Genomic DNA, 17,384 nt, shown 5'->3' with positions numbered 1-17,384 from the left:
CGGCTCACACCGCGGGGGCTCCCGTCTCCGTGAGGGATCCGTCGGCCAGCCGCAGCCAGCGGTTCACGCCGATCTCGGCGAGGAACCGCTCGTCGTGGCTGACCACCAGGAAGGCGCCCTGGTAGGAGTTGAGCGCGCTCTCCAGCTGGCCCGCGCTGACCAGGTCGAGGTTGTTGGTCGGCTCGTCGAGCAGCAGCAGGTGGGGGGCCGGTTCGGCGCACAGCACGCAGGCCAGGGTGGCGCGCAGACGTTCGCCGCCGGAGAGCACTTTGACGGGCAGGTGTGCCCGCGCGCCCCGGAAGAGGAAGCGGGCGAGCAGGTTCATCCGCTCCGCTTCGGGCCGCTCGGGGGCGAACGCGGCGAAGTTCTCCGCCACGGTGCGGTCCAGGTCCAGCAGGTCCAGGCGCTGCGAGAGGTAGGCGATCCGGCCGTCGTTGCGCTTGATCTCCCCGCCGTCCGGGGCGAGTTCGCCGGTGATCAGCCGCATCAGGGTGGTCTTTCCGGCGCCGTTGGGCCCGGTCAGCGCGATGCGCTCGGGGCCGCGAACGGTCAGGTCGACCCCGCCCGGAGCGAACACGTCCTTGTCCCCGAGACGGACCTGCATCCCCTCGCCGAGGAAGAGGTTGCGCCCGGCGGGCACCTGGGTGTCGGGCAGTTCCAGGGTGAGGCGCTGCTCGTCGCGCAGCGCACGTCCGGCCTCGTCCAGGCGGGCCTTGGCCCCGCTGACCCGGGAGGCGTGCATCTGGCCGGACTTGCCCGCGGCCTCCTGGGCGCCGCGCTTCATGTTGCCGGCGAAGATCTTGGGCAGACCGGCGTTCTTGAGGTTGCGGGAGGCGTTGCTCATGCGGCGCTCGGCGCGTTCGCGGGCCTGCTGCATCTCCCGCTTCTCGCGCTTGAGTTCCTGTTCGGCGTTGCGGACGTTCTTCTCGGCGACCTCCTGCTCGGCGAGCACGGCCTCCTCGTACTCGGTGAAGTTGCCGCCGTAGAAGCGCAGTTCGTCGCTGCCGAGCTCGGCGATGCGGTCCATGCGGTCGAGCAGCGCCCGGTCGTGGCTGACCAGCAGCAGGCAGCCGGTGAAGTCCGACAGCACGTCGTAGAGCTTGTGCCGGGCCTGAAGGTCGAGGTTGTTGGTGGGCTCGTCGAGCAGCAGTACGTCGGGGCGCCTGAGCAGCTGGGCGGCGAGGCCGAGGGAGACGACCTGGCCGCCGCTGAGCGTGCTCAGGCTGCGGTCCAGGGTGAGGTCGGCGAGGCCCAGCCGGTCGAGCTGGGCGCGGGTGCGTTCCTCGATGTCCCAGTCGTCGCCGATGGTGGTGAAGTGCTCCTCGCTGACGTCCCCGGACTCCACGGCGTCCAAGGCCCGGATCACCGCGGCGACGCCCAGCACCTCGGCGACCGTGAGGTTGCCGGTCAGGGGGAGGCTCTGCGGGAGGTATCCGAGTGTGCCGCCGACGGACACGGAGCCGGTGGCGGGCTTCAGTTCGCCGGCGATCAGCTTGAGCAGGGTGCTCTTGCCGGAGCCGTTGGGGGCGACCAGGCCGGTGCGGCCGCTGTTCACGGTGAAGGGCAGGTCGTGGAAGACCGGGGTGTCGTCGGGCCAGGCGAAGGAGAGGTTCGAGCAGACGATGGATGCGTCGGACATGGAGATGACCTCGAGCGGCTTGAGGGCAGAGAGCAGAGCTCTGCCCTGGTCAGACGTGGGAAAAGGGGTACGACGAGACAGACCACGTCGGCAGCGCTCCTGAGCGCCGGCCGGTGGCCGTCAGATCCGGATCTCACCCGGAGATGTCGTCTTCACCCACCACGTCTGTGACTCCTCGATACACGGTCAATGCCTCTCACAGCCTAACAGTCCCCGTCCTCCTCGGTCGATGGTGTGGCCGGCCGAGCTCATACGTGTGCATCAACGGGCTCCTGTGTTGACAGCTCCGAGACCCTCATGACAGCACCGTCACCGGTTAAACGGGTGACGATGTTGCGCATGATGGCTCGGCAGAGTTCACATGTGCCGGAAGGAGCGCACACCATGGCCGAAAAACCGAAGCCGAGGGCCGGGGGCGCACCGGTGGGGCGGCGGGCGATGCTGGGTATGCTCGGCACGGGCGCGGCGGGGCTCGCCGCCGCGCCCTACCTCCAGCGCGGCTGGGAGGGATTCCTCGGCGCCGCCTCGCAGATCGACCCTCGGGGTTGACCGGTCTGCTGCCCAACCCGGGCGGCTTCCGGTACTACAGCGTCGTCGGCTCGGTGCCGCACAAGGACGCGACGAACTACGAACTCCGGGTCGACGGACTGGTGGAGCGGCCGAAGGCGTACATGCTCGACGCGTTGCGCGCGATGCCGCAGACCCGGGTCGTCCACGACGTCGTGTGCACCGACGGATGGCGGGTGGAGAACACGCCCTTCGAGGGTGTGAAGCTGGCGGACATCCTCGACGACGCCGGGGTGCGTTCCCCGGGTGCGGCGATCCGGTTCACCTGCTTCGACGGCGCCTACAGCGAGAGCCTCACGCTGGAACAGGCGCGCCGATCGGACGTCCTGGTGGCGCTGAACATGCAGGACAAACCCATCACCCACGCGCACGGCGGACCCGTCCGCCTCTACGTGGCCCCCATGTACTTCTACAAGTCGGCCAAGTGGCTGTCCGGCATCTCGGTCACCGACAAGGTCGTTCCCGGCCACTGGGAGGAGCGCGGATATGCGGTCGACGGCTGGCTCGACGGAGCCGACCGGCACAGTGACGCGGCCTGAACACGACGGCCGGGTACGCCGCTTCAGCACCGCCGAGCGCATGGTCCACCGGGCCACGGGCTACCTGATGCTGCTGTGCCTGGTCTCCGCCGCCTGTCTCTACCTCGGGCCGCTGGCCCAACTCGTCGGACGGCGCCATCTGATGGTCACGGTCCACGAGTGGTCCGGCATCTCGCTGCCGCTGCCCTTCCTGCTGGGACTCTTCTCGCCCGCCTTCCGCGCGGACCTGCGCAGGCTGAACCGCTTCGCGGTGTACGACCGTCGGTGGCTGCGCGCCGTCCGCAGGCGCCGCACCTCGCCCGAGGCCCGCCCGGCCGGCAAGTTCAACGCGGGCCAGAAGCTCTACGCGGGCTGGATCGCCGGTGCCGTGCTGGTGACGATGTTCACCGGCCTGCTGATGTGGTTCATGGGGCTGCTGCCCTTCATCTTCCGCACCGGCGCGATCTTCGTCCACGACATCGTGGCCTGGGCGATCACCTTTGTCCTCCTCGGGCACATGCGCAAGGCGTTCGAGGACTCCGAGGCGCGGCTGGGGATGCGCACCGGGTACGTCAGCCGGTCGTGGGCGCAGAGGTACCACTCGCGGTGGCTGCGGGAGGAGCACGTGGATGACGTGTCCGAGCGGCGGACCGTCGAATGACCTAACACGTCCGCGACAGGGCTCGGCCAGGTACCCGAAGGTGTGGACCGTCAAGTGACTGTTGTCGGGGCGCGTGGTGCGGGGCCAGGGTGAGCCGAGGTCGAGAGCGACCGGCTTTGTTTGTTCACCGAAGTCCGACCCACACTCTTTCGTCACCGTCTTAGCCGGTGATAGCGTCCGGATCAGTCTTCGGCCCGCCTCATGTGCCGTGCACATGTGTCGCCGTGGCCAGGCACACACCTACTTCTTGGATGGAAAACCCATGAGACGACTTCTGACTGTCCTCGCGGCCGGTGTGCCGCTGGCCGCGGCGGTGTGTCTGCCGACCGCCTCGGCGGAGCCCCGGGACGGCTCCGCCGCCGCGCCGTTCGCCTGCTCGGCGCCGTCCGTGAAGGCGCCGGCCGGGACCAAGGTGGAGTCCGTGACAGCGGTCAGCCAGGAGGGCGGCACCATCCACGGCACCGGGGCCCTGGGCGGCACGGTCACCGGCGTCCCTGCCTACTGCGAAGTGACGGTCACCCTCACGCATCCGGGCGACGGCGACCACGCCAAGGTGCGGACCTGGCTGCCCGTCAGCGGCTGGAACGGCCGTTTCCAGGGGCTCGGCGGCGCCGCCTACCAGGCCGGCGACAACGGCGTCGGCCTGGGCACCGCGGTCAAGAACGGCTACGCCGCCGTCTCCACCGACGCCGGTGTCGGCGACGCCCTCGACACCAGTTGGGCGCTGGACAGCGAGGGCCAGGTCAACACCGCGCTGCTGAAGAACTTCGCCTCCCGCTCCCAGCACGAGGCGGCGGCCGTCGGCAAGGAGGTCGTCGACGCGATCTACGGCAAGGGTCCCGCGTACTCGTACTTCACCGGCTGCTCCACCGGCGGACGCCAGGGCTATATGGAGGCCCAGCGCTACCCCGACGACTACGACGGCATCCTCGCCGACGCTCCCGCCGTCAACTGGGACGAGTTCGAGGTCGCCACCCTGTGGCCGCAGGTGGTCATGAACAACGAGAAGACCTACCCGTCCAAGTGTGAGTTCGACGCCTTCACCAACGCCGCCGTCAAGGCCTGCGACTCCCTCGACGGCGTCAAGGACGGCCTGGTCAACGACCCGTCCCGCTGCGACTTCGACCCGCGCCGGCTGATCGGCACCAAGGTCGTGTGCGAGGGCAGGGAGCTGACCGCCGCGGCGGCCGACGCAACCGTCGTACGCAAGATCTGGGACGGTCCGCGCACCGTCTTCGGCAAGAAGCTGTGGTACGGCATCCCGATCGGGGCCGACATCTGGGCACTGGCCGGGCACACCGATCCCGACGCCGACGGAAACGTCGTGGGGACGCCGTTCCCGGTGCCCGCCGCCTGGGTCAAGCTCTGGGTGGCGAAGGACCCGTCCCTCGACATCTCAAAGCTCACCTACGGTCAGTTCACGCAGCTGTTCCAGCAGTCCCAGGCCGAGTACGACAAGGTCATCGGCACGGACGACCCGGACCTGTCGGCCTTCCGCAAGTCCGGCGGCAAGCTGCTGAGCTGGCACGGCCTGGCCGACGAGTACATCCCCACCCAGGGCACCGTGCAGTACCGCGAGAAGGCCGAGCGGGAGCTGGGCGGCGCCAAGCGGGTCGACGACTTCTACCGTCTCTTCCTCGCCCCGGGTACCAACCACTGCGGCCTCAACGGCGCTGACGGCTCGGCCGACGGCCTTGCCGCGCTGACCGCCTGGGTCGAGCACGGCAAGGCGCCCAAGACCCTGCCCGCGACCCTGATCAACGCCTCGGGGCAGAGCGTCGCCCGTGACCTGTGCAGCTACCCGCAGGTGTCCCGCTACAAGGGCTACGGCGACCCGGCCGTCGCTTCCAGCTTCAAGTGCGTCTCCCCGTCCCGGCACTGACCGGGCCGGCGACGACCCCCCGACCTGAGAAAGGCCGAACCACCATGAGCACGCAGACATCGGCACCCGCGGATGCGGCGGCCACGGGCGGACGCTCCTCCCTGCTGAGGCTGTACCTGGGCCGCGGTGTCCTGGCCGTGGCATGGGCGCTGGCGTTCGCCGGAGCCCACGAGGACGTCGACGCCGTGGCGATCACGCTGCTGGTCGTCTACCCGCTGATCGACGCGGTGTCGTCACTGATCGACTACCGGGCCCTCCCCGACGGATCGGAGCGCCGGGTCACGGAGTTCAACGGGGTGCTGAGCACGCTCGCCGCGATCGCGGTCGGCATCGCCGGGGCCGGTGGCGTGGCGCCCGTGCTCCACGTGTTCGGCGCCTGGGCCGTCATCTCCGGTGCCGCCCAGGTGGCCGTCGGGCTCCAGCGGCGGGGCCCCGAACTGGGCAAGCAGTGGCCGATGCTGATCGCGGGCGGACTGTCCTTCGTCGTCGGCATCTTCTACAACATCCAGGCCGCGGGCGACGATCCCTCGCTCGACGTGCTCTCGGTGTACGCCACGGGCGGTGGGGTGTTCTTCATCGTCCAGGCGGGCCTGCTGGGCTGGAAGACCCGTCAGCTGCGCACCCGGACCGTCTGACGGCCGTACCCCTTCTGTTCCGTCCCGGCCCGCGTCTCCACGACGCGGGCCGGGACGTTTCTCATGTCGTCAGCCGACGCGGTAGCGCACCGGGAGGGAGAGCACGCCGCGGATGATGCCGGAGCCGATCCACTGCAAGGAGCCTGCCGGGCGGCGAGTTCGAGTTCGGGGACGCGGGCGAGCAGGGTGCGCAGGGCGATGGTCGTCTCCAGGCGCGCGAGCGGGGCGCCCAGGCAGTAGTGGATGCCGTGCCCGAAGGCCAGATGCCGGGCGCCCGGCCGGGTCGCCGTCCTCGGCCTGCGGGGCGTCGCGCCCCGCCGCACCGAGAGCGACGACGACCAGGGCGGACAGCAGGTCGTCCTGAGGGCGGCGGCGTTTGTCCGCGACGAGGTCGGCCAGCAGCCCGTGCAGACCGGCCAGCGCCGGGCGGTGCTCGGGCGAGGCCACCTGGAGCGCCCGGGCTGACCAGCGGCGGAAGTCCAGGTGGTGTTCCTCGGGGATGCCGAGGAGTTCGGCGATGACCGTGCCCGGCAACGGGGCGTTGAACGCCTCGACGAGGTCGGCCTCCATCATCTGCGCGCCGAGCCCACCGAGGGCTTGTTGAGGACGTAGCCGGCGGCGGCCAGGGCCTCGGCGGCGGGCGTGGTGGCCTTGAGCAGGGCGGGGTGGGTCAGCGCCTCCCGGGCCAGGTCGTAGCCGACGATCATCCAGCCCTTCAGGCCGAGGTGGAACTCGGCCGGATGGATGGGCCCGAGCTCCCGCAGCCGGGCGTACCGCGCGGGGGCGTCCGCCTTGAAGGCGGGATCGATGACCACCCGGCCGTCCTGGTACGGGCACTCCTCGTGGGGGCTCATGACACGTCTCTCCCGTTCTGACGGTCAGGTCGGCGTCATGAGAACGAGCCGGGTTCCGTGGAGGTTCAGACGGCGGACCCATGTACGGACACGCCGGAGGGGCATGCGCGGTGCGCATGCCCCTCCGGCGGCGGAGAACTCAGTTGTCGCTGTTGAAGATGGTCAGCACGCGCAGCATCTCCAGGTAGGTCCACACCAGCGTCGTGGTGAGACCGAAGGCGGCCAGCCACGCCTCCTCACGCGGGGCACCGTAGGCGACGGCGTCCTCGACCTGCTTGAAGTCCAGGGCGAGGAACGCCGCGCCGAGCAGGATGCCGACGACGCCGAAGAGGATGCCGAGGCCGCCGCTGTGGAAGCCGAGGCCGTTGCCCGCGCCGAAGGCGGAGAAGAGGAGGTCGGCGACGAGCAGCAGGAGGAAGCCGGTCGCGGCCGCGGCGACGAACCCGGTGAACCTCTGGGTCACCCGTATCCAGCGCATGCGGTACGCGACGAGCACACCCGCGGACACTGCGAAGGTGCCGAGCACCGTCTGCACGACCACGCCCGGCGCGATATAGGTCGAGATCGTGCTGGAGAGGACGCCGAGGAAGACACCCTCGAACGCCGCGTACCCGAGGATCAGCACCGGGGACGGCGTCCGCTTGAAGGCCTGGACCATCGACAGGACGAAGGCGACGAGGGCCGCGCCCACCGCGATGCCGTACGAGCGGCCGATGTTCGCCTCGTCGACGGGCAGCAGGAGCCAGGACAGTACGGCCGTCAGGGCCACGGTGCCGAGCGTCGTCCCGGTGCGGACGATGACGTCGTCCATGGTCACCGCGGTCCCGGCGGTCCGCGGTGACGTGTCCGCACCGGGGGCGTAGGGGTTGGTCGCGTAGTCGTCCGTCGGCCGGCCGCCGACAGCGGCACCCACCGGCCGCTGCGCGTAGGCGTCGGCCGGGCCGGCGTCACGGGCGGCACCCCAGCGGGAAAAGATCGGGTTGCTGGACCTCACGTCATTCCTCCTCGTCCGCCGCACACTCGCGGCCTGCGGCAAAGCGTTGTCATCGGGTGTCCGGGACGGCACACGTGTGGCACTGGTCATGTACCGGGCCGACGACGGCAACCCTCTGCGTCACCGCTCTGACAGGTGACGCGGTCGGGGGCGAGTCATCCGAGTGCGCGCACCCGGCGGCGGTCATTCGGACGGTGTCGCCGAGCCGTCGAGCAGCTCCATGAGGAAGCCGTCCCAGTTCAGGCCGTCCATCTCCGCCTCGGCCGAGGTGATCCGGTAGGTCGCGTCGAGCCACTCCGCCAGCGGTGCCGCGGGCACCTCGAACAGGGCCTCCACCTCCTCCGATTCGAGAAGCAGCCAGGAGGAGGGCCGTTCCCTGGGCAGCGCCGGCCACATCCGTACGTCGCCGCAGCCGCTCATCGATGTCAGGCCGTGGTGGAGGAGCTCGCGGCCGATGCGCCAGATGAGACTCGGTCCTCGTTCTGCCAGGAACTCGACCGTGATCACCGCGGGCATGTCCGGGTCGAAGCGGAACTCCGCCCGTATCGGCAGCGGGGTGAACTTATTGAGCATCTGGTCGAGGTCCAGGAACAGCGGAGGCACCGGCTCGGACGCCGGACGCGCCTTCAGGGGTGACTGATCACGGTGCATGACAGGAGTTCCCCTCCATGGGACGAAGTCTGCGCCTACCACTCTTCGCCGGGAACAGAACCCGCACATCGGTCACTTGACGGTCAAACGATGTCGCCTGGAAGGGTGTAGCAGAACCCCGGCGGCCGAAGAGCGGCTCCGGGAAGCGTCGAACGGGCTGCGCGGGACGTGACGTAAGTCAATTGGCTGCGGAGAGGCCGAAGGCCGACAAGCGGAAACACGTTTCTCGAAAACGCGGACCCCCGCCTGTGGCCGGGGGTGGACGGCTGCAGGCGGGGGGCGTGTGCGGGAGTGCCGCGGTGTCAGGTCACGGGGGCGAGGGCGGAGCCCGTGGTACCCAGCTGCTCGGTGGACACGATCGGTGGCACCGGCCAGGTCACGCCCTTCGGCGGCCAGGACTGTCCCGTCGCCTTCAGGAACTCGGTCGGCGGCTCGTACAGCGGTGGCTGGTTGCCGTCCGGGATCATCGAGGCCCAGGCGATGCCCTCGGTGCGGTCCTTGAACTCCTGCTTCATCGCGTCCAGCAGGTCCGGCTGCTCGATCAGGTCGATCGCGCCCGCCGACGAGGACCCCTGGATGCCAGGTCCGCCGCCTGGAGAAGGCGCTCGCGGACGCGGGCGTCGAGCACCGGTGCGAGGTCTACGAGGGCGCGCACCACGGCTACACCCCAGTCCGGGCACCGCCACCTACCACCTCGCGGCGGCCGAGCGGCACTGGACGGAACTGCTGGCCCGCTTCGCCCGCACCCTCTGAACTCGTACGACTGCCTTCAGAATGGCTCCACCATGAAGCGGACCCATGGGTCCGGTCCGATGATCACCGGACCCATGGGTTCACTTATGGCATCCCTCCGCAACCGAAGGACACACCCACGATGAGCCACGTCCGTATCTCCGACGCCCTCCGCGCCCTGGTCTTCGAGCCCGACCCCGCGGTGGAACTGCACGAGGTCCTCGACCGCTACTACGCCCCGGACTACACACACCGCAGCGACGGAAAGACGCTGAACCGCGACGAGTTCACGCAGATGGTCGCAGGCATCCGCGGCCAGGTCACGGAAGGCACGGTCACCGTGCTCGACGAGCTGACCGACGGTGACACCTACGCCGAACGGCACGTCTTCCGCATCACTTTGAAGAACGGCACCACCCAGACCCGGGAGATCGCGATCTTCGGCACCTTCGCCGAGGACGGCCGCTTCCGGCACCTGAGCGAGACGGGTTTCGACGTCGAGCCCGCCCGGACCGTCTGAGCCACCCACGATCGGAGGACCACCGTGCCCCGTCTCACCGACCCGGATCCCGCCTCGTTCCCGGACGAGGTCGCCACGTTCCTCGGCAAGCTGCCGCCCGACCCGATGGTCAAGATGATGTCCCACTCGACGGACACCGTGAAGCCGTTCGTCGAGTTCGCCAGGACACTGTTCACCTCACTCGAACTGCCGGACCGCGCACGCGAACTGGTGGTCCTCACCGTCGCCGCCTACACCGACGGCACGTTCGTCGCGGCCCAGCACGACCCCATGGCCCGCTCGGCCGGCGTCGACGAGCGAACCCGGCAGCTCGTCCGCGACCGGCAGATCGACAGCCCCGAACTGTCCGAGGCCGACCGCGCGCTCGTCCGGTTTACCGCCGAGGTGGTGCGGCACCCACGCGTCTCCGACGAGGTCTTCGACGAGGCCCGCCGGTTCCTCAGCGACCGCGAACTGGTCGAGGTGCTGCAAGTGGCCGGCTACTACTGGTCGTTCGGACGGATCGCCACCGTGCTGAACGTGGAGGTGACCAAGGTGTACGACGACGAACCGGTGCTCGGCACCTCCAGTGACACCACCGACGTCTGAGGCGCGGCGGGCCTCTCAGGGGGTCGGCGCGGGTGCCGGGTCGATCCGGATCGTCGCGGCATGTGCCTCCGGGCGCGCGACGAGGGCGTCGGCCACCGGTCCGTACTTGCCGCGGAAGGCGGCGTCGAGTCCGGCGGGTGGTTCGAGGTCGCGGGTCGTGAGCAGGACATCGCGGGTGACGCCGCCCACCTGGATCGTTCCGTGACCGTGTTCCCGCGCCGCCCGGTACCAGCGGGCGCGGACTCCCCGGTAAGCGCGGACGTACAGTTCGCCGTCGACGACCACCATGCCGATCTCCACACCGGGGCGGTCACCGTCCCCGGCGGTCAGGACGAGGGAGTAGGTCTCGGAGAGCAGGGTCTGGTCTTCGGGCGCCCAGGTGGTCATCGGGTCAGGTCCTCTGTTCGGTCGGTGACGGGCGCCTCCGCGGTCCAGGAGGTGAGGATGCGCAGGGCGTCGTGGGAGGGGCTGCCGGGTTCGGCGGTCAGGACCATCAGGCGTTGCCCGGAGCCGTCGGGGCTCGCCCAGGTGTCGCAGTCGAGGGTGAGCTCTCCCACCGGGCGGTGGCGGTAGCGCTTGGTGCCGTAGGTCGCGCTGTTGACGCGGTGTTCGGCCCACCAGGTGCGGAAGTCGGCGTCCTGGACGGACAGTTCGCCGACGAGGCGGGCGAGGTCCGGGTCGACGGGGTCGGCCGCGGCCTCCATGCGCAGCCCGGCGACGGCGTCCCGGGCGTCATGCTCCCAGTCCAGATGCAACTCCCGGACCACCGGATTCGAGAACAGCAGGTTCACGTAGTTGCGGCGAGTCGGCGGGAGGGCCGAGAAGTCGGTGTACAGCGCGATGGCGGCGGGGTTCCAGGCCAGGATGTCCAGGCGTTTGCCGAGGACGAGTGCGGGGGTTTGGGTGAGCTGGTCCAGGAGGCGGCGCATGGCGGGGCGTACGCGTTGCGCGGGTCGGCGGCGGTGCGGTCGGGTGTCGGTTTCATGTTCTCCAGTGTCATGCGGCCGGACCGGGCGCGACACAGGTGTGAGGGGGCAGGTTCTTTCCCAGGCAGAAACCTGCCTCTCCCGCGGGCGAGGCAGGTGGCGGATGGTGGATGTGTGCCCGGCACGGACCGGGTGCTCCACGACATCGTCCGTCACCGTCTTCCAGGAGTGTTGTTTCCATGGCCAGGACCCGTGTCAGTTTAGACAGCGCCGGTATCGAGATCGCCGCGCACCTCTACACCCCCGACAGCCCGACTGCCGGCCGCCGTCCGGCGCTGGTGGTCGGACACCCCGGGACCGGGGTGAAGGAACAGACCTCCGGCACCTACGCGCAGCTGATGGCCGAGCGCGGATTCGTCACCCTCGCCTTCGACGCCGCCTACCAGGGCGAGTCCGGTGGCCTGCCCCGCGGACTGGAAGACCCCGCCCAGCGCATCGAGGACTTCAAGGCCGCTGTCTCCTACCTCATCACCCGCGACAAGGTCGACGCCGACCGCATCGGCCTGCTCGGCATCTGTGCCTCCGGCGGCTACTCGCTGGCTGCCACCGGCGGCGACCACCGCGTCAAGGCCGTGGCGACCGTGTGCACCGCCGAACCCGCCCGCCAGTTCCGCTACGGCGCCGATGGCTCCCAGGACCCGGCCGTCTTCCAGGCCCTCCTGGACGCCGCCGCCCAGGCCCGCACCCGTGCCGCCCGCGGCGAGGACCCCGGCGTGCTGACGATGTTCCCCGACACCGCCGAACAGGCGGGCGCCCTGGGCGGCGAGCACGGCATCGAGGGGTGGGAGTACTACTGCGGCGCCCGCGGCTACCACGAGCGCTCCGCGAAGTACCTCACCTGGGACAGCATCGACAAGATGGCATCCAGCGACGTCCTCCGCGCCGTTCCCCTCATCGGCCCCCGTCCCATCCTGCAGATCATCGGCGAGCGCGCGGTCACCGCCTGGATGGCCATCGAGGCCCACCAGGCCGCCACCGGCCCCAAGGAACTCCACCGCATCCCCGGCGCCAGCCACGTCGACCTCTACGACAAGCGCGAATACATCGACCCCGCCGTCGACAAGCTCACCGACTACTTCACCACCCACCTCGACAAGTGACCGACTGAGGTCACGTACGGGGCACATGCCGGAGGGCCGACAGCATGTGCTGTCGGCCCCTCCGGCATGTGCGAGTGCGTCACTTCGCCTGCAGCGGCCCCGCGAAGGACTTGCGCAGGGACGCGGGAGCGGCCAGGGGGAGGAGCGCGGCGAGCATCTTGCCCTTGACCGTGCTCGGCTGCCGCGTCAGCTCGACGTCGACCCTGGTGCCCCCGCCCTCGGGGGCCATCCGGAAGACCCAGCCGCCGCCGGCTCCGAAGAGCTTGGAGTCGAGCGTGGTGATGGTGACCGTGTCACCGGCCGGTTCCCACTCGTAGCGCACCCGCTCCCAGGCCGCGGCGGTTCCCTCGGTGACCTCGGCCCAGGTGTCGCCGAGGTCGTGGACCTCGAAGTGGTCGGCGTCGATCGTGGGCCAGGCCTTGGCGCGGGAGGGGCCGAAGTCGGTCAGCACCCCCAGCACGTCCTTGGGGCTGAGCTGGGAGACGAGGTGGAAGCGTACGACTGCCATGGAATGTCCTCACCGAGAAGTAACCGTTCTGACCGGTGACGAAAGATTCCCATGAGGTCTCGTCACCCGTCAAGGTGGTTACTCTGGAGGGTGTTCAGTCACCTGCCAGGAGGGTCACGTGAGACATGTGTTTCCGTGCGGGACGCTCACACTCGACTTCGTGGGCACCCTGCAGGAGCGGCGGGCGCCGGTTCCGATCGAGCGGATCGGCTCCCCCGGGCTGCTCGACTCCTGGTTCGTCGCCTTCCTGGTGACGCTGTTCATCAAGGAGGTCCCGCTGCGCGCCTCCAGCGGCCTGGTCCAGGCGGCGCGGGACGCCGAGGCCGTCGACGCGGGCGCGCAGGTCTCCGCTTCCGGCGTCCCGGTCCGCGGCCGTGTCCGAGGTGCCGGGAGCACGCCCGTCTCCCAGGGTGCGGTCACGCTGACCTCCGTGGCACGTCCACGATCGTGGTGGAGAAGGAGCCGGTCGCCCACGACGTCGTGCTGACGGTTCCCACCGCCTGACCGGTCCGGCACCGGACGTCCGGTGCCGCGGCCTTGCTCGACGGCATACACCCGGACCAAGGCGTGCGGGCGTACTCCGTCAGCAGCTGGGCGTCCGCCAGTTCGGCGCGCAGCAGCCGTACCGTCTCCTCCGGCTCACCGCTCGGGGTCGCCGCGGCGGGCGAGCAGTCCAAGCAGGTGGCGTGCCGGTGTGCTCAGCCGGTCGAAGGACCACGAGAACGCGTCTCGCAGTCGTCCGCATCTCGCCGCGATGGCGTCGACGGACTCCGGCTCCCGTCTGGTGCGCTCCGCCCCGACCCGGCTGACGAAAGAGCGCGCGGGCGTCGGCGAGCCCCTCCGGAACACCGTCCCCGAGCACGCCCAGGGCGACCAGCAGCTCTTGCATGGCCTCTGCGGGGCTCATCGTCGGCCCGCCGCCCCCGAAGCCCCGCAGGTCCAGATAGAGCCACCCGTCAGGGAAGCGGTGCGCCCACCGCACGGTCAGCGTCGTGTTGCTACTCCGGACATGCCGTCGAACGCGATGAGAGCCGTGGTGCGCGGCTCCGTTGTGCTGTCCTCCAGCAAGGCGTCCAGCCGCGCCAGTTCCTCCGCGCGCCCGGTGAAGACCGGGAGCATGGGCACAGGTTGGGAGGGACTCGTCCAGGAGCACGACAGCGCGAGCCCCTGACGCAGCACCGCCACCGCCCGCTGCGGATCTCTCTGTGCCGCCAGGTTCCTGGCGCGGGACATACAGACACGGAACTCGTCCAGGTCCAGGCGGACGGCCGACAGGGCGCAACCGCGGCGAGGGGAGGCCGGTCCCAGGCATCAGCCCTCGACATGTGTGCACACGTATTCAGGTTGGCCGACTTACGCCCTTGTGTGTCTACTGAGACACATGGTTGTTTTGTGTTGGAAGAACTTTCTGCCTGCCTGGTCGGCTTTGATGCCTACCGATCGAAAGGACCTGTGATGATCGATCGCCGCTCTCTTCTCCGTACCAGCGGGGCCGCGGCGGCCGGCGCGCTCGGCGTAGCCGCTCTGTCGTCGACCGCCGCAGCTGCGGACTCCGATCCGACTGCAGGCGTCACACGCACCCTGCTTCAGGAACACCCCTCGCCCGCCGAGGGCTGGGAGGCCGTGCAGACGCTCGTGCAGATTCCCCGGCACAAGGAGTCGGGCCGTCACAGCCATCCCGGTGTCGAGGTCGGATACATCGTCCGCGGCGACGTCCTGATGGAGTTCGACGACCGGCCGCCGCTCCGGCTGCGCACGGGTGACCCGTTCTTCATCCCGAACGGTGTCATCCACAACGCTCGCAACGTCGGCACGGTGACCACGATGATGCTCTCCACGTACGTGGTCGACGAGACGAAGCCCCTGGTGACCAACTACTAGGACTTCTCCTTTCCTCCAGCGGCGAGCCGGGCCCGACCCACGCGCTGCCTCAGTCCAGGACCTTCAGGGCCGTGGACACGGCCGACTCCAGGAACGACCGGTCCGCGCGTGCGTTGCCCATGACATGCAGGCCCTGAATGAACGTCGTCAGGAAGCGGGCCAGTTCCACCGGGCTCTGTGCGGTGCCCAGGTCGCCCCGCACCCGAGCGCGTTCCAACGCCCCGGTCAGCACGGACTCCACGGCGGCCATGGTCGACCTCACCTGTTCGACCGTGCTGCCGGGGGCGGCGCGCTCTGTCGTCGCGTTGACCAGCAGACAGCCGCGTTCAGGGTCCGACACGTCGGCCAGGGCCAGCGCGAGCAGCACACTGCGCAGCGTCGTGCGAATGTCGGGGGCGAAATCCATTTTCTCGGAGTCTTCAGCGCGTGCAGGTCAGGGCACGGCTCCCACCTTGGCGGGGCACCCGTCCGGAGGCATGAGTCGACTGACTGCCGACTGCAGTGGTCGGAGAGAGAAACATCTCCTGGCCGAAGGGCGCGAAACATGTGCGTACCTTGACCGTATGGTGTCTGTTGGTCGGGGCAGGTCAGTGCCAAATGCTTATGCTCAGTGGCATGCCTGGCGGATGTTCTCCGGCTAGCATCGACGGCAACGGTCCGAGGACAAACATGCAGCTGCACTTGAACTACCCCCTGGAGCCCGACAGTGCGCCTCTCCACGCAGCTGCCATCGTCGAGGCCGCGGCCGACATCAGTGACGCCGAGCTGGACTACAGCCCCGGGAGCATCGGCCTGGTGGAGGACATAGTCGACGGCTTCCGGACCGACGGTGCCACTGGCCAGGAGATGGCCGACTCCCTCGTCGCCTTCGGCTGTTACGTCGGCGAAATACTGACGCGTCACGCAGGCGCGGTCTGGCGCCTCACGCCGGACCCTCAGCACACCGTCCCCCTGGTCATGGAACTCCCCGACACACGCGAGTGCCACCCGATCGACTGGGTTTTCCGCCGCCTCAAGCACGGAGCGGACGTCAGCATCCGCGGTCTATATGCCGAGGTCGCCCCGGACAGCGGTCCCGCTGCAGGGAGTACGCACGGCTGAGGCCCGTCGGTGAGCCCGGCCCGGCCTCGCAGCCACCCGGCGGAGACGAAGTCGGGTGTTAAAATGTCCGTTATCTTTTTCAGCGTCGGGCGGAGTGCAACCGCTGGCTCCGCCAGGAGGAGCCGACCGCAGCCGCCGCCCTGCGCGCCCTGGAGGATCCACGGCTGCTGTGCCACCGCATCGACCTCACCCTCGCATGGGCCGCCTACAACACGGTCGCGGGACGCTGGGCCGAGGAGATCACCGCCTCGCGTATCGGCCTCGACGCAGGCCTCACGCTCGATGATCCCGTCGCCATCACGCGGACCAGCACGAACCTGGCGAACGCGCTGGTGGAGACCGGCCGCCTCGACGAAGCCGACGAGGCCGTCGACCACATGCTCGGCCATCTGCACCGGCTGCCCCCGTACGAGGAGCTCCTCGCCGAGCGGTACGCCAGCCGCGTACGCAGCTATCGGGGCGCCACGCCGAGGGCATGGAGCACGGGCGCAGGAGCCTGGCGATCGCCCGGAAGCTCGGCCGGCCGTACGAGATCGCACGCTCCATCGCCATCGGGGGCTGGTTCCATGCCGTGCCCGGCGACCACCAGGAAGCGATCGCCTGGTGTGAGGAGGCGCTCCCCCTGCTGAGAAAGACCGGGAACCGTCACGACGAGGCAGGCGTACAGGGCAACATCGGCTACATCAGACAGCGCCTGGGCGATGTCGAGTCCGCGATTGCGGACTACCAGAAGTCACTACGGCTCTACGAGAAGCTTCTCGACGAGTACAAGCAGGCGGAGTTGCTCAATGACCTCGCATCCGCCCAGCTGGAACTGGGAGAAGTCGAACTGGCGCGGGCGAACTGGAACCGGGCCGCCGAACTCTTCAGCGCCCTGCGCGTCGCCCGCGCCGCGGAGATGCGCGCCAAGGCGGAGTCTCTGCCGCAGCCGAAAGCCCGCCTCGCCGATTGACTGACCGGCGCCGGTCGACCTTCACATGCGATGAAGCGAGGACGCGAGTGGCATTTCCGGCATGGCATCACATGTGAAGCACACCACGCCGTGCAAGGCCCCCCGCACCCTCCTCCGTGCCGTTCCGACCGGTGCGCCACCGCTCCTAGAATGAACCGCACTGGTGCGGTGAAGGGAAACAGCGCTATGGCACACGTTCTGACACCCAAGGGACGGGCCACGCGCACTCGAATCGTGGTCGGGGCTGCCGAAGTCCTACGGGAGACAGGCCTCACAGCAACACTGGACGCTGGTGGCGTACCCGGCGTTGTTCACGACCACGTCCAGGCGGCCGAAGGCGTCGACGGCCGCCTGGACCGCGTCCTGGGCCGCGACGGTGTCGGTGACGTCCAGGGCCACCGCCCGCACCTGGTCGCCGTAGCGGGAGACGAGGTCCGTGAGCTGCTCCGGGCGGCGCGCGGTCGCCACGAGCCGGTCTCCGGCCTCCAGAACCGCTTTCGCCAAAGCGCGCCCGAAGCCCCGGGACGCGCCGGTGATCAACCATGTACTGGCCATGTGTGTCCTCTGTTGGTTCTCAGGTGGAAATGGGTCGAATCAACGACGTTTCTCAGTCTT

Annotated in this window: 20 protein-coding genes and 3 pseudogenes; 11 read left to right on the top strand and 12 right to left on the bottom strand. The window is 69.4% G+C overall.

The window, feature by feature from the left end:
* Positions 1-4: 4 nt before the first annotated feature.
* Positions 5-1,639, bottom strand: a complete 1,635-nt coding sequence (gene abc-f / locus ACKTSN_RS04535) for a ribosomal protection-like ABC-F family protein (protein ID WP_409467875.1) — start codon at positions 1,637-1,639, stop codon at positions 5-7.
* 438 nt (positions 1,640-2,077) lie between these two features.
* Between abc-f and ACKTSN_RS04530 the strand changes: the two are divergent.
* The 4 genes and pseudogenes from ACKTSN_RS04530 to ACKTSN_RS04515 all read left to right on the top strand — a co-directional run bounded on the left by ACKTSN_RS04530 (position 2,078) and on the right by ACKTSN_RS04515 (position 5,902).
* A pseudogene (locus ACKTSN_RS04530) lies at positions 2,078-2,745 on the top strand (molybdopterin-dependent oxidoreductase).
* Positions 2,693-3,385 (top strand): cytochrome b/b6 domain-containing protein, encoded by a 693-nt coding sequence (locus ACKTSN_RS04525; protein WP_409467874.1) that lies wholly within the window; start codon positions 2,693-2,695, stop codon positions 3,383-3,385. Before ACKTSN_RS04530 ends, ACKTSN_RS04525 begins: the two are co-directional and overlap by 53 nt.
* Positions 3,386-3,647: 262 nt before the next feature.
* Positions 3,648-5,267: a tannase/feruloyl esterase family alpha/beta hydrolase gene (locus tag ACKTSN_RS04520; protein WP_409467873.1), complete on the top strand. Its 1,620-nt coding sequence runs from the start codon at positions 3,648-3,650 to the stop codon at positions 5,265-5,267.
* 44 nt (positions 5,268-5,311) lie between these two features.
* On the top strand, positions 5,312-5,902 hold the full coding sequence (locus ACKTSN_RS04515; RefSeq protein ID WP_409467872.1) for a DUF308 domain-containing protein: 591 nt from the start codon (positions 5,312-5,314) through the stop codon (positions 5,900-5,902).
* Here the strand turns inward: ACKTSN_RS04515 and ACKTSN_RS04510 are convergent.
* From ACKTSN_RS04510 to ACKTSN_RS04490, 5 genes are all read right to left on the bottom strand, one after another.
* Positions 5,878-6,225, bottom strand: coding sequence for a cytochrome P450 (locus tag ACKTSN_RS04510; protein WP_409467871.1), 348 nt, complete (start codon positions 6,223-6,225; stop codon positions 5,878-5,880). The genes ACKTSN_RS04515 and ACKTSN_RS04510 overlap by 25 nt on opposite strands.
* A gap of 246 nt (positions 6,226-6,471) precedes the next feature.
* Positions 6,472-6,756: a hypothetical protein gene (locus tag ACKTSN_RS04505; RefSeq protein ID WP_409467870.1), complete on the bottom strand. Its 285-nt coding sequence runs from the start codon at positions 6,754-6,756 to the stop codon at positions 6,472-6,474.
* Positions 6,757-6,895: 139 nt separating this feature from the next.
* A complete protein-coding gene (locus ACKTSN_RS04500) occupies positions 6,896-7,750 on the bottom strand; it encodes a Bax inhibitor-1/YccA family protein (RefSeq protein WP_409467869.1) in 855 nt (284 codons plus the stop codon).
* Positions 7,751-7,933: 183 nt separating this feature from the next.
* On the bottom strand, positions 7,934-8,401 hold the full coding sequence (locus ACKTSN_RS04495; protein WP_409467868.1) for an SsgA family sporulation/cell division regulator: 468 nt from the start codon (positions 8,399-8,401) through the stop codon (positions 7,934-7,936).
* A gap of 302 nt (positions 8,402-8,703) precedes the next feature.
* Positions 8,704-8,916, bottom strand: a complete 213-nt coding sequence (locus ACKTSN_RS04490; protein WP_409467867.1) for a hypothetical protein — start codon at positions 8,914-8,916, stop codon at positions 8,704-8,706.
* 359 nt (positions 8,917-9,275) lie between these two features.
* Between ACKTSN_RS04490 and ACKTSN_RS04485 the strand changes: the two genes are divergently transcribed.
* Together ACKTSN_RS04485 and ACKTSN_RS04480 are read left to right on the top strand one after the other, a co-directional pair.
* Positions 9,276-9,653, top strand: a complete 378-nt coding sequence (locus ACKTSN_RS04485; RefSeq protein WP_409467866.1) for a nuclear transport factor 2 family protein — start codon at positions 9,276-9,278, stop codon at positions 9,651-9,653.
* A 24-nt stretch (positions 9,654-9,677) separates the two neighbouring features.
* Positions 9,678-10,241: a carboxymuconolactone decarboxylase family protein gene (locus tag ACKTSN_RS04480; protein ID WP_409467865.1), complete on the top strand. Its 564-nt coding sequence runs from the start codon at positions 9,678-9,680 to the stop codon at positions 10,239-10,241.
* Positions 10,242-10,256: 15 nt separating this feature from the next.
* On the opposite strand, the gene ACKTSN_RS04475 is transcribed toward ACKTSN_RS04480, so the two are convergent.
* Together ACKTSN_RS04475 and ACKTSN_RS04470 are read right to left on the bottom strand one after the other, a co-directional pair.
* Positions 10,257-10,628: a DUF2255 family protein gene (locus ACKTSN_RS04475; RefSeq protein WP_409467864.1), complete on the bottom strand. Its 372-nt coding sequence runs from the start codon at positions 10,626-10,628 to the stop codon at positions 10,257-10,259.
* Positions 10,625-11,221 (bottom strand): annotated as a pseudogene (locus ACKTSN_RS04470) (transcriptional regulator); the annotation flags it as partial. The pseudogene ACKTSN_RS04470 and the gene ACKTSN_RS04475, both read right to left, overlap by 4 nt.
* A gap of 185 nt (positions 11,222-11,406) precedes the next feature.
* Between ACKTSN_RS04470 and ACKTSN_RS04465 the strand changes: the two are divergent.
* A complete protein-coding gene (locus ACKTSN_RS04465) occupies positions 11,407-12,327 on the top strand; it encodes an alpha/beta hydrolase (RefSeq protein ID WP_409467863.1) in 921 nt (306 codons plus the stop codon).
* A gap of 79 nt (positions 12,328-12,406) precedes the next feature.
* On the opposite strand, the gene ACKTSN_RS04460 is transcribed toward ACKTSN_RS04465, so the two are convergent.
* Entirely contained in the window at positions 12,407-12,835 is a 429-nt protein-coding gene (locus tag ACKTSN_RS04460; RefSeq protein ID WP_409467862.1) for a hypothetical protein, read from the bottom strand.
* 118 nt (positions 12,836-12,953) lie between these two features.
* On the opposite strand from ACKTSN_RS04460, the gene ACKTSN_RS04455 reads away from it, so the two are divergent.
* Positions 12,954-13,322, top strand: a complete 369-nt coding sequence (locus ACKTSN_RS04455) for a hypothetical protein (protein WP_409467861.1) — start codon at positions 12,954-12,956, stop codon at positions 13,320-13,322.
* A 497-nt stretch (positions 13,323-13,819) separates the two neighbouring features.
* Here ACKTSN_RS04455 and ACKTSN_RS04450 read toward each other — a convergent pair whose 3' ends face one another.
* Complete coding sequence (locus tag ACKTSN_RS04450) at positions 13,820-14,068, bottom strand: hypothetical protein (RefSeq protein ID WP_409467860.1); 249 nt, start codon at positions 14,066-14,068, stop codon at positions 13,820-13,822.
* Between the two features lie 222 nt (positions 14,069-14,290).
* Here ACKTSN_RS04450 and ACKTSN_RS04445 point away from each other — a divergent pair, with 222 nt between their 5' ends.
* Complete coding sequence (locus ACKTSN_RS04445; protein WP_385273042.1) at positions 14,291-14,716, top strand: cupin domain-containing protein; 426 nt, start codon at positions 14,291-14,293, stop codon at positions 14,714-14,716.
* A 49-nt stretch (positions 14,717-14,765) separates the two neighbouring features.
* Here ACKTSN_RS04445 and ACKTSN_RS04440 read toward each other — a convergent pair whose 3' ends face one another.
* Entirely contained in the window at positions 14,766-15,122 is a 357-nt protein-coding gene (locus ACKTSN_RS04440) for a TetR family transcriptional regulator C-terminal domain-containing protein (RefSeq protein ID WP_409467859.1), read from the bottom strand.
* Between the two features lie 263 nt (positions 15,123-15,385).
* On the opposite strand from ACKTSN_RS04440, the gene ACKTSN_RS04435 reads away from it, so the two are divergent.
* Positions 15,386-15,817, top strand: a complete 432-nt coding sequence (locus ACKTSN_RS04435) for a DUF3806 domain-containing protein (protein WP_385273036.1) — start codon at positions 15,386-15,388, stop codon at positions 15,815-15,817.
* Between the two features lie 475 nt (positions 15,818-16,292).
* Positions 16,293-16,769: a tetratricopeptide repeat protein gene (locus tag ACKTSN_RS04430; RefSeq protein ID WP_409467858.1), complete on the top strand. Its 477-nt coding sequence runs from the start codon at positions 16,293-16,295 to the stop codon at positions 16,767-16,769.
* Between the two features lie 294 nt (positions 16,770-17,063).
* On the opposite strand, the pseudogene ACKTSN_RS04425 reads toward ACKTSN_RS04430, so the two are convergent.
* Positions 17,064-17,324, bottom strand: a pseudogene (locus ACKTSN_RS04425) (SDR family NAD(P)-dependent oxidoreductase); the annotation flags it as partial.
* Between the last annotated feature and the right edge of the window lie 60 nt (positions 17,325-17,384).

Origin of the sequence: Streptomyces flavusporus (assembly GCF_046267975.1) — a bacterium.
Taxonomy (GTDB): domain Bacteria; phylum Actinomycetota; class Actinomycetes; order Streptomycetales; family Streptomycetaceae; genus Streptomyces; species Streptomyces flavusporus.
This window is presented reverse-complemented; position numbering and strand designations above follow the sequence as displayed.

Excerpts from the sequence above, each read along its gene's own strand:
- ACKTSN_RS04485 (WP_409467866.1), top strand. The coding sequence starts at position 9,276 with ATGAGCCACGTCCGTATCTCCGACGCCCTCCGCGCCCTGGTCTTCGAG.
- ACKTSN_RS04440 (WP_409467859.1), bottom strand. The coding sequence starts at position 15,122 with ATGGATTTCGCCCCCGACATTCGCACGACGCTGCGCAGTGTGCTGCTC.
- ACKTSN_RS04515 (WP_409467872.1), top strand. The coding sequence starts at position 5,312 with ATGAGCACGCAGACATCGGCACCCGCGGATGCGGCGGCCACGGGCGGA.
- ACKTSN_RS04465 (WP_409467863.1), top strand. The coding sequence starts at position 11,407 with ATGGCCAGGACCCGTGTCAGTTTAGACAGCGCCGGTATCGAGATCGCC.
- ACKTSN_RS04430 (WP_409467858.1), top strand. The coding sequence starts at position 16,293 with ATGGAGCACGGGCGCAGGAGCCTGGCGATCGCCCGGAAGCTCGGCCGG.
- ACKTSN_RS04505 (WP_409467870.1), bottom strand. The coding sequence starts at position 6,756 with ATGAGCCCCCACGAGGAGTGCCCGTACCAGGACGGCCGGGTGGTCATC.
- ACKTSN_RS04475 (WP_409467864.1), bottom strand. The coding sequence starts at position 10,628 with ATGACCACCTGGGCGCCCGAAGACCAGACCCTGCTCTCCGAGACCTAC.
- ACKTSN_RS04435 (WP_385273036.1), top strand. The coding sequence starts at position 15,386 with ATGCAGCTGCACTTGAACTACCCCCTGGAGCCCGACAGTGCGCCTCTC.
- ACKTSN_RS04445 (WP_385273042.1), top strand. The coding sequence starts at position 14,291 with ATGATCGATCGCCGCTCTCTTCTCCGTACCAGCGGGGCCGCGGCGGCC.
- abc-f (WP_409467875.1), bottom strand. The coding sequence starts at position 1,639 with ATGTCCGACGCATCCATCGTCTGCTCGAACCTCTCCTTCGCCTGGCCC.
- ACKTSN_RS04490 (WP_409467867.1), bottom strand. The coding sequence starts at position 8,916 with ATGAAGCAGGAGTTCAAGGACCGCACCGAGGGCATCGCCTGGGCCTCG.
- ACKTSN_RS04495 (WP_409467868.1), bottom strand. The coding sequence starts at position 8,401 with ATGCACCGTGATCAGTCACCCCTGAAGGCGCGTCCGGCGTCCGAGCCG.
- ACKTSN_RS04525 (WP_409467874.1), top strand. The coding sequence starts at position 2,693 with ATGCGGTCGACGGCTGGCTCGACGGAGCCGACCGGCACAGTGACGCGG.
- ACKTSN_RS04520 (WP_409467873.1), top strand. The coding sequence starts at position 3,648 with ATGAGACGACTTCTGACTGTCCTCGCGGCCGGTGTGCCGCTGGCCGCG.
- ACKTSN_RS04450 (WP_409467860.1), bottom strand. The coding sequence starts at position 14,068 with ATGTCCCGCGCCAGGAACCTGGCGGCACAGAGAGATCCGCAGCGGGCG.
- ACKTSN_RS04460 (WP_409467862.1), bottom strand. The coding sequence starts at position 12,835 with ATGGCAGTCGTACGCTTCCACCTCGTCTCCCAGCTCAGCCCCAAGGAC.